Origin of the sequence: Leptonema illini DSM 21528, from assembly GCF_000243335.1 — a bacterium.
Classification (GTDB): Bacteria; Spirochaetota; Leptospiria; order Leptospirales; family Leptonemataceae; genus Leptonema; species Leptonema illini.
The window spans coordinates 1,975,448-1,993,174 of sequence record NZ_JH597773.1; the positions used below are offsets into that span (position 1 = coordinate 1,975,448).

Sequence of the window (17,727 nt, forward strand, 5' to 3'; positions counted from 1 at the left end):
CGGGCTCCGGCCCGCCATTTTTTTGTCTTTGGGCGCGACGAATCAGTCCTCATCGGGCAAGTCACTGGTTCATGCGTGTCCGGGCGGGTTGGTGGCTATGTTTGAAAGACTCTCGTGAGTTTTCTGGCGGCAGCATCGACACAAATGGTGCAGATGACTACCGGATTCCAATGAGCCTCCACCCAAACTGGGTCAGTTCCTCCATCCTCCAGAGTGATCACCCCCATAGCGATTAGCATCAAGAAGACGAAAATGTAACAGCGAGAAAACCCAGTAGCATTCGCAATCGCCGACAAACGCCCCCAGTCCCGGTCATCCGGATAGAAATTCACACGCACCAGGTTCTGCCCCTCATCCTGATACTGCTTTTTCCACTTCCCTGTTCTCTCAAGGAAACCAAGCTTGAAATCCAGCCCGGGATCATCCATAAGACTGGCCAGATAGGCACCAAGCGCCCAGTGGCTGATTTTTATATAGGGGCTCCGCCAGAAGAATCGTTTAAAATAAACCTCTGGGATCAGCAATGTGGAGCGCGATCGGTAGTAAGGCTCCCCATCCACGCAAGTCTGTTCGTTCATGAAGAGGTAAGGTATAAGAAGAGGCAAATTGCTAAAAAATTTTCGGCGGATCTGCAATCTCGAGCAACCGCTCCGCTCATCACCTCAAATACTATCTTCGTTATGCAGAACAGGGAATTCGCCAAGCAGCTCGATTGTATCGAGATAGAACTGCTGGATGCGCTGTCGTGGTATCTCGGGCACGGATCGAGCAGACTTGCGTCGCTGTTCCAGCACGACCGGCACGCCTTTCACCGTAACCGTCGCCCTCTCCCCCTCGCGGGCACGACGAAGAGCTACGTAGTCCCGACACGGTAGAACGCGAAAGACCGGTGATCCCGACGTATGATCGATATGCACCCAGACGGGAATATAAGCCAGATCGCTGATCTTCAGGCCCTTGCCATCCGAGTTCTTCTCGACCGTGAATTCAAAGATCATGCCGCCATCCGTATGACGCTTCTGCTGGTTAGACACAAAGTTGCCGAGCGACCAGATGACGAGGCGCTCTTTGGTATCGCCATAACGATCCGTCACCGTACGCTTTTCGTAGGGCTGAAGAACGTGCGGATGTCCGCCGATGACGATATCGGCCCCTTCCTGAAATGCCAGGTCTACCGCATAACGCTGATACGGATCGGGATCACGTCGATATTCGGTACCATAATGATAGATGACGATGACGGCATCGGCCTGTTCGCGCGCCATGGCGATCTCACGTCGGATCTGCACGTAATCGAAGCCGTTGACGAACGTTCCCGGAGGTACGGGAAGGCCGTTTGTTCCATAGCTATAGTTTAAAAAAGCGAAGCGCACGCCGCGAATCTTACGAACAAAGACACGCTCTTTTACGAACTCCTGCTCGTCGGCGTATGTACCGACGACATCAAGGCCTTTCTCGCGCACGATCTTTTTCGTTCGCAGGACGCCTTCGCGGTACTTGTCGACCGTATGGTTATTCGTAAGGGCAAGCATGTCAAAGCCGGCCCATTTTAAAGAATCAATGAGAGAATCGGGCGTTCCGAACTGCGGATAACCGCTGTACTTCGATTTTTCGCCGGGCAGCGTCGTTTCGAGGTTACCGATCGCGTAGTCCGCCTTTTCGATGATCGGCTTCACGTCGACGAATACCTCGTCGTATTTCCAGCAATCACAGCTTGCATCGTAGGCCGAATCGATCTGCGCCTGATGACTCATAATATCGCCCACAGTCGAAAAGCGGATCTTCTCGGCGGGCAGCTCTTCCGCGCAGGCCACGCTCAGAGTAAGACAGAGAACGGGCAGCAGGCGACTCTGAATAAACGGCAATCTATTTTGCATCTTTTTCACTTTTCCATCTGAGATCTGGCTCAGGAAATCTCTCGAAGTCTTAACTGGTTTCGGCCTACGTCACTTTCAATCTCGCGCATTACGGAACGGACGGTTTTGCAGGCAAGAATCCACATTCGTATGGATCTTGATGCAAAACCGAAAATCCCTTCTGCACATCGGTGCGTTTTTTAAGCATATCGTACACCCACAGAGGATGCGGAGCGTCCTTCATCCAGACGGCCATCTTTTTGATATTCTGCAGATTGTAATGAAACGGATGCGTCTCGACGAACTTCTCGCCTTCGGGATAACCGAATTCCTTTGCTCCGGCCGTTACCGTGCGAATGATCATTCCTTTTTCGTCAGTAAAAAGCTCCTGAATCGTCACGCGAAAGGGCTGCGGATAACGAAAATACTCTTCGGCATTCGACAGATACACAAGTCGGATGGGCACATTCAGGCGCTTTGCCGAGGCCGAGACCTCGCGAAAGGTCGTCTCACCGTTCATGTCGCCGAGCACCGCCTGGATGCGTCCGTCGACGGCCATCTGACGGATGTACTGATAATCGGCGTCATCGTTATGAAAGCTGCGAAAATTGAAATGCGACGACATCCATTCCAGCTCTTTCAGGCGATCGGGAACGCCTGAATATCCGCGCAGGGCGACGTCGTAGGCCTCGACGTACTTTGCATAGTCCGGAGCGTTACCCAGGCGCTGGCGAATCAGCTCGGCCGTTTCCTTGCGGCTGGCGCGATCCCACATTTTCTTGAATGCGGCGTAGTCGGGCGATTCTTTCAGAAAAAGAAAGTGCAGGCGGTTCACATAGACGATGACGGAATCAAAGTCCATCAGATAGGCGACAGGTGAACGGGCCCACGCGATAAAGGTGAAGTTCTGATCGGTACCGACGCCGACATAGGCGCCGCCGATGCGCTCCACGTGCGGCCTGAAAAGATCGATCCGTCGTTCATTCGATGAAGGGTAATGATCGGCAAACAGCTTCGCCTTCTGCTTGATCACGTCAACGGATCGAACCGCAAAGGCCTCGTCGAAGCGGGCCCTGTCTTTCACGCCCTTGCCGAACTCGTCTTCAAGATCAGAGACGGTCTGAACAACGGAACCGACGGATTGCCCCTGCGCCGGATCGGCCGACTGGCACTGGGAAAGATTCAGGATAAAGAAAGGAACAAGCAAAAAGGAAAGCGGGCTCTGCCCGGATAGCAATGACATACGGCATATCTTCGCAGAAAGGGCAAAGGGCAAAGCATTTTTTTGCCTGAAGGCCTGTTTACAAAGCACGCGTGTTCACCGGGGATTTTTCCTTCCCGCTGATCCCGCTCGCACCGAAATTCTCCTCTGGCCTGGTCGCTACCGCCTCGTTTCAGATGGCTTTACAGCAGCCCTTAAAGCGAAAATCTCGCCCTGTATGCAAAAAACTGAGTTCGCACACGAACAGTATCGCACGTGGACGCAGCGCCTCATCCTGACCGCAAAAGGCTTCACGATGGGCGCCGCCGACATCATTCCCGGCGTTTCAGGCGGAACGATCGCCCTCATCAGCGGCATCTACGAGCATCTCATCACCGCTCTTTCCACGCCGGCACCGCGGCATATCATCGCCCTGCTTACCTTCCCCTTCTGGATTACTAACGCCGAAAAAAGAAAACGCAACGGCCAGACGCTCGCCGAGATCCCCTATCTCTTTCTCATCTTTCTGGGAACCGGTATTCTGCTCGGTATTCTGTCGATGTCGCGCATGATTCCGTTCTTCATGGATCATTATCCGTTTCAAACCTACTCGTTCTTTTTCGGCCTCATCGTGTTCTCGATCACGATCCCCTACAAGATGATGAATCACGGCTGGAAGGAATGGTCGCTTCTCATTGCTTTCACACTCGGCACGTTCTGGCTGGTGACCATATCTCCGTTTGAGAAGATTCCCGTTCAGGTCGAATGGCAGGAGAGCGCCGATTCCATCGAAACGAAAACCGCCCTTGTTCATACCGACTCAAGCGGATCGTTCCTCGTTGAGATGCCTGAGGCTCCCGAGCATCTGACACTGCGCCTTCCGGAACGGCAGGGCGAGATAACGGCCACACTCGTCACAACAGGCCAGGGCGATGAGATCAAGAAGGAATACAGGATCGAATCCAATACGACGGAGCTTGATCTACTGCTGCGAGAGCCAAAACCAAAAGACGACTCAATCGCCATCAAGGGTTATCTATCGGCCCGCCAATCGCATACGTTCTCAGTCGGCGATTATGCATGGATCTGGTTTACAGGCGCTCTTGCTATCTGTGCGATGATCCTGCCCGGCATATCGGGCGCCTACATCCTTGTTCTTCTGGGAGAATACAAGTTTATTCTGCAAAGTCTGCACGAACGCGACATCGCCGTCATCGGCGTATTCGTCTTCGGAGTCGCCACAGGCATCCTGACCTTTGTGCATCTGCTCAAATATCTTCTGAAACATTATCACTCCGTGACGATGGCCGCCCTCACCGGATTCCTTGTCGGTTCGCTGGGCAAGATCTGGCCCTTCCTCTATCTCGATGCCTCCCCGCAAACGATCGATTATGGCGTCTTCGCCGGTATTGCCGGAGCGGGTGCGATTCTCTTATTTATTCTTGAGCGGCTTTCCAGCAAACTCGGAGACCCAGAGCCTCCTGTGAAAGATTGAAAGCCTTCGCTTAACCGGGTTACACACATGAGCTCGTCTGACTTCATCAAGCGATTGCAGGGGCTGATGCCCGAACGCATCCGCTTTGCAGAAGCCGACGAGCTGGAACCCTATTCGCGCGATCGCACGGTAAAACAGAACCTATCGCCGGCCTTTGTTCTGTTTCCCGAAACGACCGAAGAGGTGGCGACCATCGTTCGCACGGCCTTTGAATACAGGCAGCCTCTTACTGTGTCGGGCGGCCGCACGGGCTATGTCGGCGGAGCCATCGCCGCCCCAGATGAAGCCATCGTATCGTTTGAAAGGATGAACCGCCTGCTGAGCTATGATCCGTATCTGCCGGCGCTTCATGTGCAAGCGGGTATGACGACGCGATCGGTGCAACAGGAGGCCGCCTCCCGGGGGCACTTCTTTCCCGTTGACTTTGCCTCGGCCTCTGCCTCGCACATCGGAGGCAACCTCGCCACACATGCCGGCGGCATTCGCGTTCTAAAGTATGGAACGATCCGTCGCTATGCCATCGGACTGACGGCCGTCGACGGACGAGGCGAGATCCTGCGCTTTCCCGATCTGCTCAAGAATAACACGGGCTACGACCTGAAAGAGCTTCTGATCGGATCAGAAGGCACGCTTGCCCTGATCACCGAGGCGACGCTACAGCTTGTACCCGAACCACCGGCCACGGATCTTGTTCTGATGGCCTTTCATGATTTTCCGTCGCTTCTTGAGGCCCTCTCGATTCTGCGTCCTCTGGATCTGCATGCATTTGAGATCTTTGACGATGCCTGCCTGCGTTTGATCTGCGAGCATCGAGACCTTCCCTGCCCCTTCGCCGAGATACCAGCCTTTACCGCCCTTGTTGAATACGTACCCGGTACGACCGATGAGGTGCTCATGACCGTACCGGCCCAGGACATCCGCCTTGCCTCAGACGAGGCACAGCGTCGTCGCTTCTGGATCTATCGCGAAGGCATCAGCGAGGCGCTTTCGCTATCGGGCCCTGTGCATAAAAACGACATCTCTGTGCCCATCGCCAGGGCTGCTGAAGCGGTCGATGCACTGCGTCAGATCCAATCCGACAGCCTGCCCGGCACGCTTTTCATCTTCGGACACCTGGCCGACGGCAATCTTCATATCAATGTGGTCGCTCCCACTGATAAGGACGAGACGGCCTTTCGCACACAGGCGGCGGATTTCGATCTGCGTAGTTATACCTTTCTTTCTTCGGTCGGCGGATCGATCAGCGCCGAGCATGGTATCGGTCGTTTAAAGAAGAAATACCTTTCTTACAGCCGATCCGAGCGCGAGATCGAATTGATGCGCAGCATAAAAATGGCCTTTGATCCGGAGAACATTCTGAACCGCGGTCGAATTTTCTGAATCCGTTTTTCAAAATCCGATAGTATAATTTCTTTATTTTTGCTTGTTCTTTCTCTGCGCCTTTTTATTATCTCACCAGGCAGAGTTGCTGACGTCTCGAAACGTATGCCGCATCATGCAGTGCGAGACGAGCTAAAGAGACAAGAGTAAGACTGAGAAAGATCAGAAAAAGTTAGAATTGAAGAGGAGCGATATGGCCTATACAACGATCAGTACAGATTCACTCGGCACAGGGGTGGGATTCCACCGTCCGGAAGTACCGGTCTTCGAACCGCTCACGCCGACGGATCCTGCCATCAAGGCGATGACCGATCTTAAGAAGGTCAGTGCGCGTACCATCTTCCCGAAAGAGTCCATCGAGACGGCGAATCAGAAGATGATTCAGAACCGTATTCGAATGCTCTTTGTCGTAAACATCTCTGACGAGGTGATCGGTCTTATCACGGCCAACGACATCCTCGGCGAGAAGCCCGTGCGCATCGCCCAGCAGGATCAGAAGAAACATAGCGACATCACCGTGCAGGATATCATGACTCCGGTCGATCAGATCGACTGCTTCCAGATCAAGGATGTGAGTACCGCTCGCGTCGGCGATATCGTCGAAACCCTGAAATCGAAGAAGCGCCAGCATGCGCTTGTCGTCGACTACCAGGGCTTCAGCAACAAGCGAACGATTCGCGGCATCTTCTCGTTGAACCAGATCGCCCGACAGCTGGGTATTCAGGTGCGCAGCTATGCCGTCGGCGATACGCTGGCCGAGATTGCCCGCGTCCTCCAGGCCTGACCTCGTTTCGCCGGCCTCAGAGCATGCCGCTTTTGAGGCCGGCAAAAAATGACCCGTCTCCCGTTTTCCTCTTTACGCGAAGATCCGATCTGCTATTTCGAAACCAGTTGCGAAAACGGGGGAAGATGTGGGAAAGAAATTCGTATTATCTATCGATCACGGTACGACCGGTTCACGTGTATTCTGCTTCGATGAAAAGGGCAAGACCCTTTCCAGCGCCTACAGAGAGTTCACGCAGCATTTTCCAAAACCCGGCTGGGTGGAGCACGACGCCGAAGAGATATGGGCCGGCGTAAAGTTTCTTCTACAAGACGCTATCGACAAAGCCGATCTCGACGCGAAAGACGCCATCGCCATCGGCATCACAAATCAGCGTGAAACCGTCGTGCTCTGGGAAAAGACGACCGGTAAACCCGTTCATAAGGCCATCGTCTGGCAGTGCCGCCGCACGGCCGATATCTGCGACGAGTTGAAGAAGGCCGGGCATGAGAATACGATCCGCGCGAAGACCGGCCTGGTCATCGACGCCTACTTCTCGGGCACCAAGCTTGCCTGGCTTCTGGATAACGTTCCGTCGGCCCGCACGCTTGCCGATCGTGGTCGCCTTGCCGCCGGCACGATGGATACCTGGCTGCTTCACAAGCTGACCGGCGAACATAAAACCGATTATACAAACGCCAGCCGCACGATGCTTTTTAATATCGAGAAGCGCACGTGGGATGACGAGCTGCTGAGCATCCTGCGTGTACCCGCCTCGATCCTGCCCGAGGCGCTGCCCAGCTGCTCGCCCTTCGGCATCACGAAAAACACCGGGGTTCTTCCCGACGGCATTCCCGTGCTCGCCATGGCCGGCGATCAGCAGGCCGCCCTGTTCGGTCAGCTCTGCACCGAACCCGGACAGGCAAAGAACACCTACGGCACCGGCTGCTTTCTTCTATTTCATACGGGCAATCAGTTCCTGATCAGCCGCTCGGGACTGCTCACCACGCTTGCCATCGACAAAAAGGGCGGACCGGCTTACGCACTTGAAGGCTCGGTCTTCATCGGCGGAGCGGTCGTTCAGTGGCTGCGCGATTATATGAAGTTCTTCGCCAGCGCCCGCGAAACGCAGCAGTTAGTCGAAGACATCGATCGCGAAGAAGATGAACTCGTCTTTGTTCCGGCCTTTGTGGGACTCGGCGCTCCGCACTGGGATATGAAGGCCCGCGGCGCCATCTTCGGCATCACCCGCGACACCTCGCCCGCTCGCATCACGCGCGCCGCTCTGAAATCGATCGCACTGCAATCGGCCGATCTTGTTAAGGCGATGGAAGCCGACACAGGCCAGTCCCTTCCCTTTCTTCGCGTCGACGGCGGCGCAGCGGCGAATAACTACCTGATGCAGTTCCAGGCCGACATCCTGAACCGGCGGGTCGAGCGTCCGGCTAACGTCGATACGACGGCCACAGGCACGGCCTATCTTGCCGGCATCGGCGCCGGCGTCTGGAAAGATGCCGACGAGCTGCGCTCGCTTTTGCGCGATTATTCGATCTTCAACCCCGAGATGAGCGAAGAGAAGCGCAGCCGCGAGCTCAAGCTCTGGCAGAAAGGCGTCGAGCGTTCGAAGCACTGGGTGGATTGACTCTGGCGTCGCGTCGACCACCTAATATTGACGAGCTCGTTCGGGGCGAACGCTTCGAAGCCTGATCCCCCGGCTAATCCAGCGTAAGCATCGCCGCTCTCTCGTTCAGAAGAGCGGCGTAGAGCAAGCGACTCTCTTCAGATAAAAAGGATCGAGCGATCCAGTCATGCATTGCGGGTAAGGCGTTTCGCATACTTTCGACGATGCGCCGGACGATCACCGGTTGCAGGCGAAGTCTTTCGAGCGGAAAATAGCGTAACAGATCGGCCCTGGTTAGATTTCTTTTTTTTCCGTTCAGAGGTAACGCCATCTGTTCCGCATCTTTTAATACAAGCGTCGTGCTGAGTTGATCATAGACAGGTGAGAGACGAACAACGCCGTCCTGTATGATGACTGAGAAATTCTTCAGATGCATATCTTCGTTGCCGGTAAGATATGCGAAAAGCGTCATGCGAAATAGTCGCTCTTTTTCCAGCACGGGAAACGTACAGAAACGATCCACAAGCGACGCTACCTTTTCCATGCTGCTGTCATACTTCGTCTCGCGGCTGCGGCCTGCGAGCTGCGCAAAATCCTCGATATGGACGCGCTCCGAATGACCGCGCCGATCAAACCGACGCACACAATAAGCAAGCGATCCATCTCTTAAATAGAGAAGCGTATGAAACGGCACCTCAAGACCGGCAAGCAACGCCAGATGCATCGTCAGATCTTCGTTCTCGGGAAGCTCTTTATAGAGAGGATGAGCAGGTTTGATGATATAACGACCTCCCGTATCGACGATGTCAAAGCGGCCTTGCTTGATTCTCAAAACGGCGCTCAGCTTCGGCTGAACTCCCTGAATCGACATGCGAGGAGCTCGATCCATCGCCTCGCGCAGAAGTGCCTCGCTATCATAGGGAAGCGGCTCCAGTCGGGCAAATCCGCGGGCAATACGATGCAGACCGGCCCGGCTGTAGTGCGTTTCCTCCCCGACTAACGCCTCGTAGGTGACGGGACAACGATTCATGGCTTCTCCCGCTCACGCACGGATACCGCTCCAACCAGATCTGATCCGACTGCGGCGAGCTGCGACATCCAGTCGTCACGATCGATCTTCTTTGTGCGAAGAAGCGCTTCGAGTAAAACGCCTTCAGGTAAGAGCCCGTCAAAAAAAGGCGGAAAATGATCATACTCATAGACGCTACGGTCCGTCGGCATGGTTAACGATACGGGCGGACCGGAATAATCCGCTCTGTAAGAGAACCTGTAGCGGCGTCTTGCAGAAAGCTCTTCAAGCGTGCCGGCATACTTCTCGCGATAATAGACATCCAGACTACGACTCATCGTCACCCTCGGCGAGACGATCGATGCCCCGGACAAACGGACCAGAAAGATGAAGCTGCATACCCAGAACGGTAAGAATGCGCATCAGAAGATCAAGGCGAACGCTTGTGCGTCCATGCTCCAGATCGTAGAGGATCGTCTTGCCGACGTCCGCACGCAGTGCCAGCTCCACGCGGGAAAGTCCGGCCTGGCGACGATGTTCGGCAATGAACGCTCCAAGAAGCTCTGGCTTTTCGAGAAGGTTGATCATTTTACTGCAAAAACGGCAAAAATCACCGCTGTTCATCATTCAAGGCGATATTTCCCCTGATTACAAGCATTTTATACTGCTATTACGGTAAAAAAAGCAAGTAAAGGATTCAAGGTATCCGTTGCAAAGAGTATTTACTGGAATTCCGGTAAATCCGGTCATTGCGCATCACTTCCTTGCCTGTTCATAGATCTGAATCCACTCAGCGGGCGTCATCCTCGTCGCCAGCTCTGCAAGCAGATCGTAGGGCAACTCCTGCTTCGCCTTAAAGCGCAGGCAGCTCTTGCCCATGTCTACGGTGAGATTGCGCTTATTCAGTTCGTCCGTGAACCAGCGCAATAGATCAGGCGAAGCATACAGGCCCATGTGATAGACGGCGATATGGCTTTTCTGAGAGGCGATGTTTATAAAAGGCAACGGCAGCTTCGGGTCCACATGATACCCTCTCGGATACAGCGTTTGCGGCACGACAAAGGCGATCATGCGATATTGAAAATCGAGCGCAAAGCCCTTCGGCAAATGCTTCTTGAAAAGGGAGACAAGCCGCTCGATCTTCTCTTTTCGGTCGGGCTCGAGACCGTCTATGTATTCGGATACCATAAGCGATGTGTCAGATGCCTTCGGTTTCATAGTTAACCTCGAAAATAAGAAACCGGTCACTTCCAATCAAGCGCTTTTGAGCCGGACTCAGTCATCTTTCCTTCTCTTATTAAACGCTCCGCCAGTTCGCGGTTTCTTGTCGAAGTGGTCCCCTTCGTCTTTCTCGGTGTGAAGAACTGTAGATAGGAGGACTCATCATACGCCTGGCGCTTGCTCTCGCTCCAGCCAAAGCAGAGGCCTTCTTCAAGCAGATCGTGAAAGCTGATCGAAGGCGTCTGCGATCCTTTCTTGTAAAGGCGTACACGCTGGCCCGCTGAGGTGGAGGCATTCCGCTCCAACCAGCGTCGCAGCTCGTCTCGATCTTTGAAGGCCTGTATGGGAAGTGGGGATGACATGGGATGGTGTCGGTGGGTTAGAGTATTTCGGTTAGATCAAGTGCGTCTGGCCACAGCTCATTCGTCGTCATCCGTCTTCCACAGCTCCAGATCCGAAACCGGACGTGGAAGGCGGCCTTCGAGCCATTTCGCGCAGAGAGCCGGCGTGAACTCACTCGAAGTCGACTCAATGACCCACGAGAGAAACTGCACGCCGCCGTTCATATACGGAGGGGGCGATACGGGCTTGAAAACGGTCGGCAGCCTTTCTTCGATTGATAGAAGGTTCAGAACATGGCCGAGCTCCTGTACGTGGCGCCAGGCAAGCGGATGGTCGGTATTCAAGGAAAACTTAACCCACCAGTTGCCGCTGTCATAGCTACCGGCACCGATAGATTTGCGACCGGCGGGCAGTTTTATGGCAGGCAGCTTTTCAAGAAACGTTAACAGAGGTTCAAAGTCGTGTGACACAGTGGAGACAGTACAGTCACAGGAATAACCGGAGCAAGGTTTTTTTGGGGGACGGAGGATGCCGACTTAGAAAGGATCAGAAAAACCATAGTGCTCGTGCTATATCACCAGCAACCCGCATCTTCGCCAGCTGGATCAAATGGATCGGGCCTGAGCTCTAGACACAGCTCATACTCGGAGTTCGGAGCATAGGACTGGCGTAGAAAGATCTTCTGCGCACGGGCTGTCCGAAGAAGCCCTTCCCGAATAGTGAATGCCATACGCTGTAGTTCTGACAATGGTCCGGCTATACCCTGCTCGTCTATCCGATTTTCTGGCCATGACATCAGCTTGAGATACAGATAGGGCCCGAGGTGTTCATGCTCAGATGGTCGCTCATTGCGGGGATCAGAAGTGAACCTGGTCACTTCTTGAATAAATCTTTCAATTCCTTTGCGATCGCCAACGATTTTCCATGTTTTCGTGTCGTCATCTCGATCGTAGAAAAAGCCGAGCTTTCTCCATTCTTCTCTTACAGCTGCTCTCATTTCTGGAGAAAGCATATCCCTACTCCTCTCCCTCGCTTACAAACAGCTCCCTGACAGCATCAGTGTTCCCGTCCGCCAGCAATTCCCAGAGCTTCAAGGCCAGCTCAATTGCCACGTTTTATATTAGCAAGTCTAATTCTGAACTATCGTTAGGGACGGATTCATTTTACAGGTAACTCTCTGTGCAAATCAGATTATCAGTATTGATCATGATCGTTACTGAGTTGAAAACTCTGAATCCTATAGAATTCCTGACTTTACTGGAGGGACGTTATGAGGACTGACACCGAAATCAAGGCAGAAGGCATGGCCGCTCTGAAAGGAGCCCTCGACCCCGTAGAGGTCGAGAGATTTATTCTTCTGCTACGAAGAGATTCCTTCGATTATGCGGAGTGGCAAAGAAGCCTCTGGCCTGAAAAGAAAACGAGCGACATCTTTGATATGGGCCGAAAGCAGGCTGAGGCAAAAACAAAAGGCCCGTAAGGCTTCGAGGCATGTTGTCGATCAGGGCCGGCAAAGCCTTGCCAGATCATTTCTGTTTTATCACCAACCGGGCGCCTCTTCTTATCCAATCCAACCGATCCCCCATCACCCTCGGATCGCATAGGCCAGAATATGAGCAAGTATATGAGCCAGAATGGCCGCCTCAAGGCCATAGCGCCAGAACAGGAATCCTGCTACAAGGCCGAACATTGCATTGCCTGCTGCAATATAGATCATGGAGAATGTCGTGAGCGTGCCGGCTGCGGCAAGCGCCGCCGGAATATGCGATAGCCAAAGAGCAAAGCGCTTACAATGATGCCAGACCAGAAGGCCCCGGCAGATGGAGCTTCCGTTCGGATGATCTTCCACGCAAGCCACACAATGAGCGTCATTATGCCCCATCTCAGAAGCACCTCTTCGGTGATACCCCCATAAAGAACACGAGCCAGGATGGGCACGGGTCTTTGCTGATTGGAAGGGCCGAGTTCGGCGGGCAGAAACGAATAAAAAAGCAGAATGACAGACATGCCCGCCAATCCACCCAGAAAACCAGGAATCAGCTGAGAACGCAGCACGGCGACGACCGGCTGCCGACTTATGAGCGCAGACAGGACCGGAGCAAGCAATCCGACCTTCTTCGCTAAATACGTACCCGTAAACGTTGCAATACAAACGAGAATCGTATTCTGGATGGCCGTTGCGAGCTGAATTGTTTTAAGAGGCACCGGCCCGCTGTCTTCGATCATTTGCGGAAGCGCAAGATACGAGATGGCGAACGATCCGGGTAAGGCGATTGCGAGAATGAAAAAGATAAGTTTCCAGTTCATGACATGCCTTCTATTTCGATGCTATCCGCCTTGTAAAGTATTTGTCTGTTCCTGAGATCACCTGTACCTGACCCGCCAGAAAATAGGATCAACGAACGTGCTCATTGACGCCCTGAGTCTCCTGCGAGAATCTGGTCATACGGGCAGCATACGATGCCTCAAACGGCAGCCGTTCGCCCGCCTTGAGTTCGCCAGGTTAACCCATGAAACACATAAAGAGAAATCGATTCAAACGCTATCTTGACATCCTCGATCAGCCCGTTCGCTTTAATCCCTTTGTTTTCAGCCGCACCTTTCTTCTCTGGGCCTTTCTTGGGTTAACAGGAGGCAGTATCGCTGGCCTTTACTGGATCGGTCTCGAATACCTGACGCATGCGCTGTCGAGCTTTGGCGGATGGTATGTAATCCCCGTGATGGCCCTGTGTGGACTGCTTGCCGGACTGATCATCCATTTCATCGGCGATCCGGGTGAGATTCATCTTATCGTGAACAACATCCGCTTCAATCATGGCCGGCTTGATCCTAAGAATAACCCCTCGATGATCCTGTCGTCACTTCTCTGCGTCGCCTCGGGCGGCAGCCTTGGTCCCGAAGCGCCGCTTGTGCAGGTGACGGGCTCGACGGGAACCTATCTTGGGAAGCTGTTCAAGCTGAAGGGAGAAGAGCTGCGAACGTTAACCATCGCCGGTATGGCAGCGGGCTTCACGGCGCTTTTCGGGGCTCCACTTGGAGGCAGCCTGTTTGCATCTGAGATCCTGCATCACAAGCATGCCGTCGCCTATTACGAGGCGATCATCCCCGCCCTTGTGGCAAGTTGCTTCAGCTATCTTGTCTTCGCCGTCATCGTGCATCTGGGGCTCGGGCCGATCTGGCATCTGGCGACCTATCAGTATTCGGGTATCTTCGATTTCGCCTATGCCGCTCTTTTTGCCGTTGTCGGAGCAGCTGCAGGATGGGCCTTCATTTACTGCGCTAAATTCATGAAATCGGCCTTTGAATGGCGGACGCTGCCCATCTATGTGAAAACGTTTGTCGGTGGCGTTATACTCGGCGTGATTTCGTTCTATCTGCCGATTACGCGATACTTCGGCCATCACCAGATCAACGATCTTCTCACGGGTAACCTGTCGCTCTCGTTTCTGTTTGCCATTCTTGCCTTTAAGATCATCGCCATTGCCGTGACCGTTTCTTCGGGATGGCGAGGCGGATTCATTATTCCGCTCTTCTTTGTCGGGGCGACGCTTGGATTGATCCTGCATCAGCTGCTTCCGGCGATCAACCTGACGCTGGCCATCGTCAGCTGCATGGCTGCCGTCAACGCATGCGTGACGCGCACGCCGATGAGCACGACCATCTTGCTTGCGACGCTGACGGGATTCGGCCATTTTGTTCCGATCCTCTTTGCCAGCCTGACCGGATACTTTCTCGCTCCGAAGATTCCCTTTATTCGATCGCAGATGGGGGATTCCCCCTCCCATCCCGCTTGACCGCTCGCCCATGTTGAAAAAACCGAATGTCATGGAACTGCTTGCCCCTGCCGGAAACATGGAAAAGATGCGCGTCGCTCTGCATTACGGAGCGGATGCCGTCTACCTGGGGCTGGCCGATTTCTCGCTGCGCTCGATGAGTCGCGGCTTCTCAGAGGATGAGGTATTCGAGGCGATCAAGCTGGCGCGCTCGCTCGGTCGTAAGGCCTTCATCACTCTAAACATCCTGCCGCATAACCGCGACCTTGAGGCGCTGCGCGAACATCTGCAGCGCCTTGCACCGCATCGGCCCGATGGCGTCATCGTCTCTGATCCCGGCGTCTTCGAGATGGCCGCCGAGCTGCTGCCCGACTCTGATCTGCATATCAGCACGCAGGCGAATATCACAAACGCCGCCTCGGCGAAGTTCTGGAAACGCATGGGAGCGGCGCGCATCGTTCTTGCGCGAGAGGTGAGCATCGAAGAGATCAAGCAGATCCGCGACGCCGTCGATATCGAGATCGAGGCCTTTGTGCACGGCTCGATCTGCATGGCCTATTCGGGGCGATGCTATATATCGAGCTTCATGACAAATCGCTCGGCTAACGACGGCGAATGCGCGAACTCCTGCCGCTGGAATTATACTCTGCTTGAGAAGAAGTCCGGCGAGGGCGAAATGACTGCCCCCGTACAGAGAGATGAAGAAGAACCGACCTACTTTCTTCGCGAAGAGAAGCGCCCCGACGAGTACATGCCCGTCTTCGAGAACGATCGCGGCACGTATCTGATGAGCGCAAAAGATCTCTGCATGATCGAGCATATTCCCGAGCTGCTTGAGGCCGGCGTGACTTCTTTCAAGATAGAAGGACGCGGCAAGGGCGTGAACTATGCCGCCGGCGTCGTCAAAGTCTATCGCGAGGCGCTTGATGCGGCCGCCCGCGGCGATCGTACCGTTGATCCGCGCTGGATCGAAGAGCTGGGAATGTTTTCAAGCCGGGGTTATACGACGGGTATGTTCTTCGGCCCGCACCCCGATAAAGACTATCATCACGACGAGGCTCGCATCGACCGCAAGACGCACGACTTCGGCGGCATCGTTCGCGAGCGCAGTGCCGAACAGATCCTGCTTGCTCCGCGCACGGTGCTGCGCCCGGGCGAGCAGATCCAGTTCTTGAGCAAGGGCATCGAGACCGATCTTTTTACGATCACCGCTGTCTTAGATGAAGAAGGCAACACCGTGGCGGCGACAAAGAACGAGGCGATGGCCCGGCTGCAATTCGATCGCCCCATCCCCGATGTCGTCCGACCGATGGATATCATCCGCCGCCCCTGCATGACGACGGCTGCGAATTGATCTCTGGATAATGGTTAACCGCAGAGGGCACTGAGGACGCTGAGATAAAACCTTGACAGAAAATCATCTGCCGTGGATTTCTTTCGCCTATTTTGTGGACCACAAAACGCAGAAAGAAATTCACAAAATATACTTGCTATGCTAATTCCCTGTAACAACAGGCCTCAGAAAAAGAGCACTATGCCTCGGGAATTCAGGACTAAAAACATTTAGCGTCCACGAAAGGCACGAAAATCGCGAAAATCGAAATTCACAACCCCCAGCCTTTATAAGCGCAGGCGATCGAAGGGGCTAAGAAAGAATAGCAGTAAGATTTCCGGAAGAGAAAACCTTTTCGTGTCGTTCGCGCTTTTCGTGGACAATAAAAAAAGCCAAAAAACCAATCACAAAAGGCATCCTTCAAAATCTGTTTGAAGGGTAGTATCCTGAAACGACAGGCCTCCGGATAAAAGCACTATGCCTCGGGAATTCAAGACGCAAAACATTCAGCGTCCACGAAAATCGCGAAAATCGGAATCTTCATTTTCCTTAACTTAATAGAGTCAAGCGATTAGAAACCAAGAAAGAGAACAGCAGTAAGATTTTCCTGAACGCAAGACCTTTTCGTGCCCTTTTGTGCTTTTCGTCGACCACCACTCGACCGATGCGGCAGTCGGTTTTTTTAGCGGACACCGGGGCGGTGTCTGGCTTTACTGTACCAGCTCTCATTATGGAAATCAACGCACAGGCCGCCCTTGCTAAAGGCGCTTCTCTTACACCGTTTCGTTATACATCGGCCGATCCGGCTCCGCATGAGGTGGAGATCGAGATCACGCACTGCGGAATCTGCCGCAGCGATCTACATCTGATCGACAACGACTGGGGCGTGAGTAAGTATCCGCTTGTGCCCGGGCATGAGATTATCGGGCATATTACGAAGGCGGGCACCGACGTTTCGCTGAAGCCAGGTACGCGCGTCGGCGTCGGCTGGCAGCGCTCGTCTTGCCTTGAATGCGAAGAATGCGTTTCAGGCCGCGAGAATCTGTGCATCAAACACGAGGCTACCTGCAACAAACACTTCGGCGGCTTTGCCGAACGTATCGTCGTTGACTCACGCTTTGCCTTTCCCGTGCCCGACGCTCTCAGTTCCGAGAATGCCGCTCCTCTGCTCTGCGCCGGCGTCACCGTTTACACGCCCATGCGTCACTTTGCCGTGAAGCCCGGTCAGCGCGTAGGCGTTATCGGCATCGGCGGGCTCGGCCATCTGGCGCTTCAGTTTGCGCGAGCAATGGGATGCGAGGTCACCGCCTTCTCTTCAAGCCCTGATAAAGAGGCCGAGGCGAAATCGTTCGGAGCGCATCACTTCGTGCAGATGACGAAGCAGAATCTGCGCTCGCTGCGTCGTTCCCAGGATTTCATTCTGAATACGGCGATGGTGGAGATGGACTGGCATGCCGTTATCCAGACGCTGCGCAGCGACGGACGCCTCTGCTTTGTCGGAGTGCCCGATAAGCCGCTGAGCCTGCCCGTGCATCTGATCCTCGACGGACGACGCAGCATCAGCGGCAGCAATATCGGCGGACGCAACGACATGCTTGAAATGCTTCACTTCGCCGCTCTGAACGGCATCAAGGCGCAGACCGAGGTGATGCCGCTTGCCTCGGTCAACGAAGCGGTGCAGAAGGTGCGCGACAACAGAGCTCGCTACCGTATGGTTTTAGCGATGCAATAAC

20 protein-coding genes are annotated in these 17,727 nt (G+C 54.1%); 8 read left to right on the forward strand and 12 right to left on the reverse strand.

All coding sequences use genetic code 11. From position 1 onward, the window contains the following. Positions 1-95: 95 nt before the first annotated feature. From LEPIL_RS09060 to LEPIL_RS09070, 3 genes are all read right to left on the reverse strand, one after another. Positions 96-578, reverse strand: coding sequence for a DUF1564 family protein (locus LEPIL_RS09060; protein WP_002772040.1), 483 nt, complete (start codon positions 576-578; stop codon positions 96-98). 84 nt (positions 579-662) lie between these two features. After that, positions 663-1,877 carry a CapA family protein gene (locus LEPIL_RS09065; protein ID WP_002772041.1) on the reverse strand — a complete coding sequence of 405 codons (1,215 nt, stop codon included), beginning with the start codon at positions 1,875-1,877 and terminating at the stop codon, positions 663-665. Positions 1,878-1,965: 88 nt separating this feature from the next. Beyond that, on the reverse strand, positions 1,966-3,099 hold the full coding sequence (locus tag LEPIL_RS09070; RefSeq protein WP_002772042.1) for an LIC_10091 family lipoprotein: 1,134 nt from the start codon (positions 3,097-3,099) through the stop codon (positions 1,966-1,968). 196 nt (positions 3,100-3,295) lie between these two features. Between LEPIL_RS09070 and LEPIL_RS21925 the strand changes: the two genes are divergently transcribed. The 4 genes from LEPIL_RS21925 (at position 3,296) to glpK (ending at position 8,337) form a co-directional block, all read left to right on the forward strand. After that, complete coding sequence (locus LEPIL_RS21925; protein ID WP_002772045.1) at positions 3,296-4,552, forward strand: DUF368 domain-containing protein; 1,257 nt, start codon at positions 3,296-3,298, stop codon at positions 4,550-4,552. Positions 4,553-4,579: 27 nt separating this feature from the next. Next, complete coding sequence (locus LEPIL_RS09085; RefSeq protein WP_002772052.1) at positions 4,580-5,932, forward strand: FAD-binding oxidoreductase; 1,353 nt, start codon at positions 4,580-4,582, stop codon at positions 5,930-5,932. 193 nt (positions 5,933-6,125) lie between these two features. Further along, a complete protein-coding gene (locus LEPIL_RS09090) occupies positions 6,126-6,716 on the forward strand; it encodes a CBS domain-containing protein (RefSeq protein WP_002772053.1) in 591 nt (196 codons plus the stop codon). A gap of 127 nt (positions 6,717-6,843) precedes the next feature. Then, positions 6,844-8,337, forward strand: a complete 1,494-nt coding sequence (gene glpK, locus LEPIL_RS09095) for a glycerol kinase GlpK (RefSeq protein WP_002772054.1) — start codon at positions 6,844-6,846, stop codon at positions 8,335-8,337. Positions 8,338-8,410: 73 nt separating this feature from the next. On the opposite strand, the gene LEPIL_RS09100 is transcribed toward glpK, so the two are convergent. From LEPIL_RS09100 to LEPIL_RS09130, 7 genes are all read right to left on the reverse strand, one after another. Then, positions 8,411-9,346: a HipA domain-containing protein gene (locus tag LEPIL_RS09100; protein ID WP_002772055.1), complete on the reverse strand. Its 936-nt coding sequence runs from the start codon at positions 9,344-9,346 to the stop codon at positions 8,411-8,413. Continuing rightward, on the reverse strand, positions 9,343-9,663 hold the full coding sequence (locus tag LEPIL_RS09105) for a HipA N-terminal domain-containing protein (protein WP_002772056.1): 321 nt from the start codon (positions 9,661-9,663) through the stop codon (positions 9,343-9,345). Before LEPIL_RS09105 ends, LEPIL_RS09100 begins: the two co-directional genes overlap by 4 nt. After that, positions 9,653-9,913 carry a helix-turn-helix domain-containing protein gene (locus LEPIL_RS09110; protein ID WP_078123468.1) on the reverse strand — a complete coding sequence of 87 codons (261 nt, stop codon included), beginning with the start codon at positions 9,911-9,913 and terminating at the stop codon, positions 9,653-9,655. The genes LEPIL_RS09105 and LEPIL_RS09110 overlap by 11 nt, the downstream gene beginning before the upstream one ends. Positions 9,914-10,081: 168 nt before the next feature. Then, positions 10,082-10,543: a DUF1801 domain-containing protein gene (locus LEPIL_RS09115; RefSeq protein ID WP_002772058.1), complete on the reverse strand. Its 462-nt coding sequence runs from the start codon at positions 10,541-10,543 to the stop codon at positions 10,082-10,084. A gap of 26 nt (positions 10,544-10,569) precedes the next feature. Further along, positions 10,570-10,908 (reverse strand): YdeI/OmpD-associated family protein, encoded by a 339-nt coding sequence (locus LEPIL_RS09120; protein WP_002772059.1) that lies wholly within the window; start codon positions 10,906-10,908, stop codon positions 10,570-10,572. Positions 10,909-10,965: 57 nt separating this feature from the next. Next, entirely contained in the window at positions 10,966-11,358 is a 393-nt protein-coding gene (locus LEPIL_RS09125; protein WP_002772060.1) for a hypothetical protein, read from the reverse strand. 104 nt (positions 11,359-11,462) lie between these two features. Then, positions 11,463-11,900 carry a hypothetical protein gene (locus tag LEPIL_RS09130; protein ID WP_002772061.1) on the reverse strand — a complete coding sequence of 146 codons (438 nt, stop codon included), beginning with the start codon at positions 11,898-11,900 and terminating at the stop codon, positions 11,463-11,465. 258 nt (positions 11,901-12,158) lie between these two features. Here LEPIL_RS09130 and LEPIL_RS09135 point away from each other — a divergent pair, with 258 nt between their 5' ends. Continuing rightward, complete coding sequence (locus LEPIL_RS09135) at positions 12,159-12,368, forward strand: hypothetical protein (RefSeq protein ID WP_002772062.1); 210 nt, start codon at positions 12,159-12,161, stop codon at positions 12,366-12,368. Between the two features lie 105 nt (positions 12,369-12,473). Here LEPIL_RS09135 and LEPIL_RS24040 read toward each other — a convergent pair whose 3' ends face one another. Together LEPIL_RS24040 and LEPIL_RS09140 are read right to left on the reverse strand one after the other, a co-directional pair. Then, positions 12,474-12,605: a hypothetical protein gene (locus LEPIL_RS24040; RefSeq protein WP_281251501.1), complete on the reverse strand. Its 132-nt coding sequence runs from the start codon at positions 12,603-12,605 to the stop codon at positions 12,474-12,476. After that, positions 12,602-13,195 carry a hypothetical protein gene (locus LEPIL_RS09140; protein ID WP_052608258.1) on the reverse strand — a complete coding sequence of 198 codons (594 nt, stop codon included), beginning with the start codon at positions 13,193-13,195 and terminating at the stop codon, positions 12,602-12,604. Before LEPIL_RS09140 ends, LEPIL_RS24040 begins: the two co-directional genes overlap by 4 nt. Before the next feature lie 203 nt (positions 13,196-13,398). Here LEPIL_RS09140 and LEPIL_RS09145 point away from each other — a divergent pair, with 203 nt between their 5' ends. From LEPIL_RS09145 to LEPIL_RS09155, 3 genes are all read left to right on the forward strand, one after another. Continuing rightward, entirely contained in the window at positions 13,399-14,682 is a 1,284-nt protein-coding gene (locus tag LEPIL_RS09145) for a chloride channel protein (protein WP_002772068.1), read from the forward strand. 31 nt (positions 14,683-14,713) lie between these two features. Beyond that, complete coding sequence (locus LEPIL_RS09150; protein WP_052608260.1) at positions 14,714-16,015, forward strand: peptidase U32 family protein; 1,302 nt, start codon at positions 14,714-14,716, stop codon at positions 16,013-16,015. A 709-nt stretch (positions 16,016-16,724) separates the two neighbouring features. After that, a complete protein-coding gene (locus LEPIL_RS09155; protein WP_040918560.1) occupies positions 16,725-17,726 on the forward strand; it encodes an NAD(P)-dependent alcohol dehydrogenase in 1,002 nt (333 codons plus the stop codon). The last annotated feature ends 1 nt before the right edge of the window (position 17,727 follow it).